Source organism: Bradyrhizobium sp. (genome assembly GCF_030697065.1).
In the GTDB taxonomy this organism is placed as follows: domain Bacteria; phylum Pseudomonadota; class Alphaproteobacteria; order Rhizobiales; family Xanthobacteraceae; genus Bradyrhizobium.
Genome location: NZ_JAUYQU010000030.1, coordinates 1 through 1,095 on the forward strand (window position 1 = coordinate 1; position 1,095 = coordinate 1,095).

Here is a 1,095-nt window from a genome sequence, read left to right on the forward strand (position 1 = left end):
TGTGAGCGATGTTAGAGGCTTTCGCGAACCACGCGCCGCAAATTCCACTGTCATCGTCCGGCTTGACCGGACGATCCAGTACGCCGCGGCGGAGAGGTTCTATCGCGGACGCCTGCGATAACAGGGTCCCCGCTGGAGCCAGTCATCGGGCGGCGCGACGCGCCGACCCGTTGGCGGGGACGACGAGTAGGACTGGTTGAGGCGACCGATGTTTGATCTGCAGCAACTGGAAAACGCACACGGCGTCGTCGGCGCGGCGATGCCGCCGACGCCGGCGCTGGCGTGGCCGTTGCTGTCGGAGCGGCTCGGCGCCGACGTCATCGTCAAGCACGAGAACCACACGCCGATCGGCGCCTTCAAGGTGCGCGGCGGGCTGGTCTATGTCGACCGGCTGAAGCGCGAGCAGCCCGGCGCCATCGGAATCATCTCGGCGACCCGGGGCAATCACGGCCAGAGCCTGGCCTTTGCCGCGAGCCGCTACCGTCTGCCGGTGACGATCTACGTGCCATCCGGCAACTCGGTCGAGAAAAACCGCAGCATGCGCGCGCTAGGTGCCGAACTCGTCGAGTATGGCGAGGATTTTCAGGCCGCGCGCGAGGAAGCGATTCGCCGCGCCGGGGCCACGGGATTCCAGATCGTGCCGGCGTTTCACCCGAACCTGGTGCTCGGCGTCGCGACCTACGCGCTCGAATTGTTCCGGAAGGCGCCGGATCTCGATGTGCTTTACGTGCCGATCGGGCAGGGTTCGGGCGTCTGCGGCTGCATCCTGGCGCGCGACCTGCTCGGCCTGTCCACCGAGATCGTCGGCGTGCAGTCCACCGAAGCGCCGTCCTATGCGCTGTCGTTTGCGGCCGGCACGGTCGTCACCACCGAGAGCAGCAACACGCTGGCCGATGGCATGGCGACGCGGGTGCCCGATCCCGATGCGCTGGCGATCATCCGCAACGGCTGCTCGCGCATCGTGCAGGTCGGCGACGACGAGGTGGCCGCCGCGATCCGCGCCTACTGGACCGATACCCACAATCTCGCCGAAGGCGCCGGCGCCGCGGCACTCGCCGCCGCCTTGCAGGACAGACCGAAGCTGCGCGGCAAGCG

Annotated in this window: 1 protein-coding gene; it reads left to right on the top strand. The window is 68.0% G+C overall.

The features are described from left to right. Window positions 1-208: 208 nt before the first annotated feature. The coding region (locus Q8R73_RS02415; RefSeq protein ID WP_305717959.1) for a threonine dehydratase at window positions 209-1,095 on the top strand (887 nt) is incomplete at its 3' end.